Raw genomic sequence first — 6724 nt, 5'->3', positions numbered from 1 at the left:
GTCGTCGGGCCGCCCGGCGGCCGACCGCCGTGGCCCGGTGCCCAGCGCCACCAGCAGCGCGGCGAGCACCAGGGCGGCGGCCACCACGTACGCCACCCGGTAACCGCCGGCCAGCGCGGCCACCTCGGCCTGACCGGCGGCCCGCAGGCCGTCGCTGCGGGCCGCCGCGAGGGTCGCCAGCGTCGCCAGGCCGAGCGCTCCCCCGACCTGCTGGGTCGTGTTGGCCAGACCGGAGGCGAGCCCGGCGTCGGCGTCGGTCGCGCCGGCCATGGCCAGCGTGGTGACCGCCGGCAGGGTCAGGCCGCCGGCCACCCCGAAGATCAACATCGCCGGGAGTACGTCGCCGACGTAACTCCCGTCGGCGGACAGCCGGGCGAGCAGCAGGAAACCGATGGCGGCCAGGCCGAGCCCGGTCACCAGCACGGCTCGGGCCCCCCAGCGGGCGATCAGCCTGCCCGCCAGGCCGAGCGACACCACCGCGATCACGACGGGCGTGGGCAGGAACGCCCAGCCGGTCGCCGCCGCGTCCAGTCCGAGCACCAGTTGCAGCTCCACGGCCAGCAGGAACTGGAAGCCGAAGAACGCGGCCACCATGAGGAACTGCACGGCGTTCGCCGCGAGCAGACCGGGCACGCGCAGCAGCCGGGCCGGCAGCAGCGGGGTGGACGCCACTCGCTGGCGTACCGCGAAGCCGCCGAGCAGCAGCGCGGCGAGCGCCACCGCGCCGAGGGTTCGCGGGCTGGTCCAGCCGTGCTCACCCGTACCCACGATGCCCAGCACGGCGGCCATCAGGCCGGCGGTGGCGAGCAGGGCGCCCGGCACGTCGAGGCCGGCCCGCAGGCCGATGCCCCGCTCGGCGGGGAGCCGGCGGACGGCGGCGAGCAGGATCGCCGCTCCGATCGGGAGGTTCACCAGGAAGATCGAGCGCCAGCCGGCCAGCTCGGTGAGCACTCCCCCGGCCACCGTGCCGACGGACGCGCCGGCCGCCCCGGTGAAGCTGTAGACGGCGATGGCGCGGGCCCGCTCGGCCGGCTCGGGGTGGAGCCGGACGATCATGCCGAGGCTGACCGCCATGGCCAGCGCGCCGCCGACGCCCTGACCGAACCGCGCGCCGACGAGCAGGGCCGGACCACTGGCCGCCGCGCAGGCCGCCGAGGCCACGGTGAACAGCACGACGCCGGCCAGGAAGACCCGGCGTCGGCCGAGCAGGTCACCGAGACGGCCGGCGAGCAGCAGCAGCCCGCCGAACGCCACCAGGTAGGCGTTGACCACCCAGGCCAGCCCGGCGGCCGTGAAGCCCAGGTCGCGTTGTACGGCGGGCAGGGCCACCGACACCACACTGCCATCCAGAATGATCATGAGGCTGCCGGCGCACAGCACCAGCAGCGCCGGCCAGCGGGACGGGGTCGCTCGTTCCACGGAATCCTCCTTGGTGCACGATTTGTTACCGACGCCATCGTCTGTGACCATGAGCGGGAGCGGAAGGAGGCACTGTTGTGTCCCAGAGGAACAGCGATGTGTCCGCCCTGGTGGAGGCCGAGCTGACCTGCTCACCCGGGAACGTGCCCTTCACTCCGGGGCAGGCCCGGGCGTGCACCGTCCGCGAGGTGCTCGACCGGGTCGGCGGCAAGTGGAGCATCGGCATCCTGGTGGCGGCCTCGCACGGCCCGGTGCGCTTCACCGAGCTGGAGCGGCACATCGAGGGCATCAGCCGCCGGATGCTCACGCTGACCCTGCGCAACCTGGAACGCGACGGCCTGCTGCACCGCACCGTCTATCCGACCGTGCCACCCAAGGTCGAGTACGTAGCCACCCCGATGGCCCTGGAGCTGTACGAGTCACTGGTGGCCCTGACGAGTTGGGCCGAACGGCACCGCCGGGCGATCGCCGAGGCACGGACCAGGTACGACGCGGAGCACGCGGACTAAACAGCAACCGGGTGTGGGGAACGCCACCCGCTTTGTCTGACCGATCGGTCAGGGTCTGACCGATCGGTCAGGCATGCTGGTTCACGGAGGTGGACCGGTGATGGCGAGAGCGGTGTCCGAGACGCACGGCGAGATCCTGGCCGCGGCGGCGCGACGGTTCGCGGTGACCGGCTACCGGGGCACCTCGTTGCAGGACATCGCCCGCGAGGTCGGCTGCTCCAAGGCCACCGTGCTGTACCACTTCGCCAACAAGGAAGCCCTGCTCGCCGAGCTGATGGCACCGGCCATCACGGTGCTGACCGACCTCGACGACCAGCTCAGCGGCTTGACCGGCGCGGCCGCTCAGGACGTCGCCGCGGTCGGCTTCGTCGACCTCGCGGTCCGGTTCCGGCGAGAGATCGCCGTCCTGCGCGGCGAGTTCCCGGAGCTGCTGTGCCAGCCGGCCTTCGCCGACATCCAGCAGATCTCCGAACGGCTGCGCGACGCGCTGGCCGGCCACTCCGACCGCCCCGGCGCCCGGATCGCCGCGCTGGTTCTGCTGGCCGGCATCTCCGAGGCGTGCGCCGAGTTCGTCGACATCCCCGACGACGAGCTGCGTCCCGCCCTGCTCACCCTCGCCCGGCGGGCCGTCGAACCCGTCGGGACACCCCAGCCCCAACCACCCACGACCGAGGACAAGGACTCCTGATGGCCACCCTGCTCTACCGGCTCGGCCGGGGCGCGCTGCGCCGGCGACGGCTCGTCGTCGCGCTCTGGCTCGTCGTACTCGTCGGCGCCGGCCTCGCCGCGGCGACCCTGCGCGGCCCGACGGCGAGCAACTTCACCATGCCCGGAACCGAGAGTCAGCGCGCGCTGGACCTGCTCAGCGAGCAGTTCCCCGCGGCCAGCGGCGCCACCGGGACGATCACGCTCAAGGCGCCCGGGGACGGCCAACTGGCCACGCCGGAGGGTCAGGCCGTGGTGCAGGAGCTGGTCCAGCAGGCCGGGACGCTGCCCGGCGTCGTCGGCGCGGTCAACCCGCTCCAGGTCGGCGCCGTCTCGCCCAACGGCCGGTACGCGCTGGTGCAGGTCCAGTTCGCCACCGGGGCGGACGAGGTGACCGACGCGCAGAAGACCGCGTACGAGGAGGTCGGCGCGGCCGCCAAGGCGAAGGGCTGGCAGGTCGCCCCGGGTGGTGAGGTGCTGGGCGGGGAGCCCGAGATTGGCTCGACCGAGGCGCTCGGCGTCCTGGTCGCCGCGATCGTCCTGATCATCACGTTCGGCTCGCTGGTAGCCGCCGGCATGACCATGCTCAACGCGCTGATCGGCGTGGGCGTCGGCATGGCCGGCCTGTTCGCGCTGAGCGGCGTCATCGAGTTGACCAGCACGGCCCCGATCCTCGCGCTGATGCTCGGCCTCGCCGTGGGCATCGACTACTCGCTGTTCATCACCTCCCGGCACCGGCAGAACCTGCTCGACGGCCTGCCGCCGGACGAGGCGGTCGGCCGGGCCGTCGGCACCGCCGGCTCCGCCGTGGTCTTCGCGGGCGCCACCGTCGTCATCGCGCTCGCCGGCCTGGCCGTGGTGGACATCCCGTTCCTCACCGTCATGGGTCTCGCCGCCGCCGGCACCGTCACCGTGGCCGTCCTCGTCGCCATCACCCTCCAGCCGGCGCTGCTCGGCTTCGCCGGTCGCCGGGTGCTCCCCCGCCGGCTGCGGGCGCTCGCCAACGACGGCACGCCGGGCACCGACGCAGACGTCGACCGGCCCGCCCCGGCCGAGGACCGCACCCGGTTCGGCTTCCGCTGGGCCCGGTTCGTCACCCGTTTCCGCGTACCCGTCATCCTGGTCGGGCTGCTCGGCCTGGGGCTGCTCGCGCTGCCCACGCCCGACATGCGGCTGGCGTTGCCGGGCGCGGCGACGGCCGCCGTCGGCTCTCCGGCCCGGGTGGCGAACGACCTGACCGTCGAGGGCTTCGGCCCGGGCTTCACGGGCCGGCTCGCGGTGGTCGTCGCGGGCGACGACGCACCGGCGACCGCGGCCGCCGTACCGCAGGTCACCGCGCTGCTGCAACGTACCGAGAACGTCCTCGCGGTGGCGCCGCCGCAGCTCAGCCCGGACGGCCGGACGGCGCTGCTCGGCGTGGTGCCCAAGACCGGCCCGACCGACGAGGCCACCGAGACGCTGGTGCACGACATCCGTGGCTCGGTCAGCGGCATCCGTGGCGCGGACGTGCTGCTCACCGGCGTCACCGCGATCGGCATCGACGTCTCCGAGAAGCTCTCCGACGCGCTGCCGGTCTACCTGCTGCTGGTGGTCGGGCTGTCGGTCCTGCTGCTGATGCTGGTGTTCCGCTCGCTGCTGGTGCCGGTCAAGGCCGCGCTGGGCTTCCTGCTCACCGTCGCCGCCACGTTCGGCATCACGGTGGCGGTGTTCCAGCAGGGGCACCTCGCCGACCTGGTCGGCCTGGACACGCCCGGCCCGCTGATCAGCTTCCTGCCGATCCTGCTCATCGGCATCCTCTTCGGGCTCGCCATGGACTACGAGGTGTTCCTGGTGTCCCGGATGCGGGAGGACTTCGTGCACGGCGAGAGCGCGCGGGCGGCCACGATCAGCGGCATGGGGCACGGCGCCCGGGTGGTCACCGCCGCCGCGCTGATCATGATGTCGGTGTTCGGGGGCTTCGTCTTCCTCGAGGACCCGGTGATCAAGTCGATGGGCTTCGCGCTCGCCATCGGTGTGGCCATCGACGCCTTCGTGGTCCGCATGACCATCGTCCCGGCCGTGATGTCCCTGCTCGGTGACCGCGCCTGGTGGTTGCCCCGCTGGCTGAACCGCGCCCTACCCAACGTCGACATCGAAGGCGAAGGCCTCCGCGACCACCTCACAACCCAGGAACCCACAAGGGTCTAGGTCCTCCCGACCTGGTCGATCATGGAGTTGTGGTGCCGGACGAAGTGCCCGAGTCAGGGCGCAACGGGCACCACAACTCCATGATCCGCGCTGGCCCGGTCACACACCGGCCGGGTACGTCTGCATCTCGCCGGGGGCGGCGGGGACCGCCAGCGGGTGCAGGGCTGTTGTCTCGTCGCACCAGATGAGCGCGTCATAGCGCGCGGCCAGGCGGGTCGGCACGTAGTTGCCCCAGGACTCGAAACTCGGGTCGTAGACCACCCCGATCGCCCGGTGGTCCGCCGGCTCGGTGACCCAGCCCGGCTGGTCGTCGCCGCCGAAGACGAGCACCGCCCGCTCGGGCATCAACTCGTGCAACCGCCGCTCCACCGAGCCCTCCCGTGCCGGCGGCACCACCATCGCCTCCGAGGGCGAGCCCCACCGGGGAGCGGCGATCACCGTGCCCCGGTAGGTGCCGAACCCGATCAGCGCCACCGCGTCGTCGCCGTGCCGCTCGCGGGCCAACTGACCAATGTTGACCATGCCGTCCGTGGCCATGTCGGTGGCCCGCGCGTCCCCCACGTGCGTGTTGTGCGCCCAGACGATCCCTCGGGCGTCCGGGCCGTAGCGGTGCAGCAGCCGGTCCAAAGTGTCCTGCATGTGGGTGTCGCGGATGTTCCACGAGTCCGGACCGCCGGCCACCATCGCCCGGTAGTAGCGCTCCGCGCCGGCCACCACCTCCGCGTTCTGCCAGGCCGAGAAGCGGTCCGGGCCGTCCGACATGGCCTGTTCCCGGGTACGCGCCAACAGCCGGACCACCTCCTCCTCACACCGGGCGGAGACGAACCGGCTGGCCGCGCCGTACTCCTCGACCCGCTTGCCGTACGGCTCGAAGCACCGGTACGCGTCCTGCGCCGCCTCCAGCGAGGTCGGGTCCTCCTCCCCCAGGTAGTCGAAGATCGCCTGCATCGACTCCCAGAGGCTGTAGACGTCGAGCCCGTGGAACCCGGTCCGCTCACCGTCCGGCCGTTGAAGGTTCCACGCCCGCAGCCACCGGCAGAAGCGCGCCACCTCGGCGTTGGCCCACATCCAGGTCGGCCACCGCTCGAAGCCCTCCAGCGCGCTCTGCGGATCGAGGGCACCGCCGGGCGCGGCGGTGACCGAGCGGTGCACCCGGTCGCAGTCCGGCCAGTCGCCCTCCACGGCCACGAACGAGAAGCCGCACTCCGCGATCAGCCGACGGGTCAACTGCTCACGGAGCCGGTAGTAGTCGTAACTGCCGTGCGTGGACTCGCCGATCATCACCACCCGGGCGTCCCGAACGCGCTCCAGCAACGGGTCGAAGTCGCTCGGCGCGCCGAGCCGCTGAACCAGCATGGCAGCGGCTACCCGGCGCTCACGCCGACAAACCGTCGGCGCGTCGTGAGCCGACACGCCGTCAGCGTGTACGCCTGACACGAGCGGGTAGCCAACCGACATGACCGTGTCAGGCGTGCAGTTGCAGGAGTACCTGGCCGGGCTCGACTACCCGGTCTCCCGCGAGGACCTCGTCCGCTGGGCGCAGGAGAACGGCGCCGACACACCCATGCTGCACCTGCTCCAGGCCCTACCACCCGAACAGTTCGACAACCCCGAAGAACTAACCGAAGCCCTAACAACCCCCACCTAACCCCCACCCAGACCCGGCCGCCCAGACCCCCAACCGCCCAACCGCCCGGCCGCCCGGCCTGAACCCCGGTGATCAAGAGGTTTGCGTCACGACACGCCGTGGCGACTGACGCGAATCTCTTGATCACCGGGGTCCGGCGAGGGGGTGAGGGTGGGAGGGTGGGACCGGTGGGGGTGGACGGGGTTAGTCCTTGTCGCCTCTGGCGAGGTGGCCCGTTCCGGGCTGAAAATCGTGTTGGTCGCTCGCTGACGTCGTT

The 6724-nt window shown here is 72.3% G+C and carries 6 protein-coding genes; 4 read left to right on the top strand and 2 right to left on the bottom strand.

Annotated features, from left to right (window positions below; translation table 11 throughout):
• Positions 1 to 1419: MFS transporter (locus ACLQ25_RS27200; protein ID WP_425733620.1), on the bottom strand; the 1419-nt coding region annotated here is incomplete at its 3' end.
• Positions 1420 to 1541: 122 nt separating this feature from the next.
• On the opposite strand from ACLQ25_RS27200, the gene ACLQ25_RS27195 reads away from it, so the two are divergent.
• The 3 genes from ACLQ25_RS27195 to ACLQ25_RS27185 all read left to right on the top strand — a co-directional run bounded on the left by ACLQ25_RS27195 (position 1542) and on the right by ACLQ25_RS27185 (position 4820).
• On the top strand, positions 1542 to 1928 hold the full coding sequence (locus ACLQ25_RS27195) for a winged helix-turn-helix transcriptional regulator (protein ID WP_355052881.1): 387 nt from the start codon (positions 1542 to 1544) through the stop codon (positions 1926 to 1928).
• Between the two features lie 100 nt (positions 1929 to 2028).
• Positions 2029 to 2616 carry a TetR/AcrR family transcriptional regulator gene (locus tag ACLQ25_RS27190; RefSeq protein WP_425733619.1) on the top strand — a complete coding sequence of 196 codons (588 nt, stop codon included), beginning with the start codon at positions 2029 to 2031 and terminating at the stop codon, positions 2614 to 2616.
• Complete coding sequence (locus tag ACLQ25_RS27185; protein ID WP_425733618.1) at positions 2616 to 4820, top strand: MMPL family transporter; 2205 nt, start codon at positions 2616 to 2618, stop codon at positions 4818 to 4820. Before ACLQ25_RS27190 ends, ACLQ25_RS27185 begins: the two co-directional genes overlap by 1 nt.
• A 99-nt stretch (positions 4821 to 4919) precedes the next feature.
• Here ACLQ25_RS27185 and ACLQ25_RS27180 read toward each other — a convergent pair whose 3' ends face one another.
• On the bottom strand, positions 4920 to 6176 hold the full coding sequence (locus ACLQ25_RS27180; protein ID WP_425733639.1) for an erythromycin esterase family protein: 1257 nt from the start codon (positions 6174 to 6176) through the stop codon (positions 4920 to 4922).
• Between the two features lie 100 nt (positions 6177 to 6276).
• Here ACLQ25_RS27180 and ACLQ25_RS27175 point away from each other — a divergent pair, with 100 nt between their 5' ends.
• Positions 6277 to 6468 carry a DUF2795 domain-containing protein gene (locus tag ACLQ25_RS27175; RefSeq protein WP_425733617.1) on the top strand — a complete coding sequence of 64 codons (192 nt, stop codon included), beginning with the start codon at positions 6277 to 6279 and terminating at the stop codon, positions 6466 to 6468.
• The last annotated feature ends 256 nt before the right edge of the window (positions 6469 to 6724 follow it).

It is taken from the genome of Micromonospora sp. DT44 (assembly GCF_049841635.1).
Classification (GTDB): domain Bacteria; phylum Actinomycetota; class Actinomycetes; order Mycobacteriales; family Micromonosporaceae; genus Micromonospora.
The sequence above is the reverse complement of the archived record's forward strand: the minus strand, read 5'-3'. Positions and strand labels throughout refer to the sequence as shown.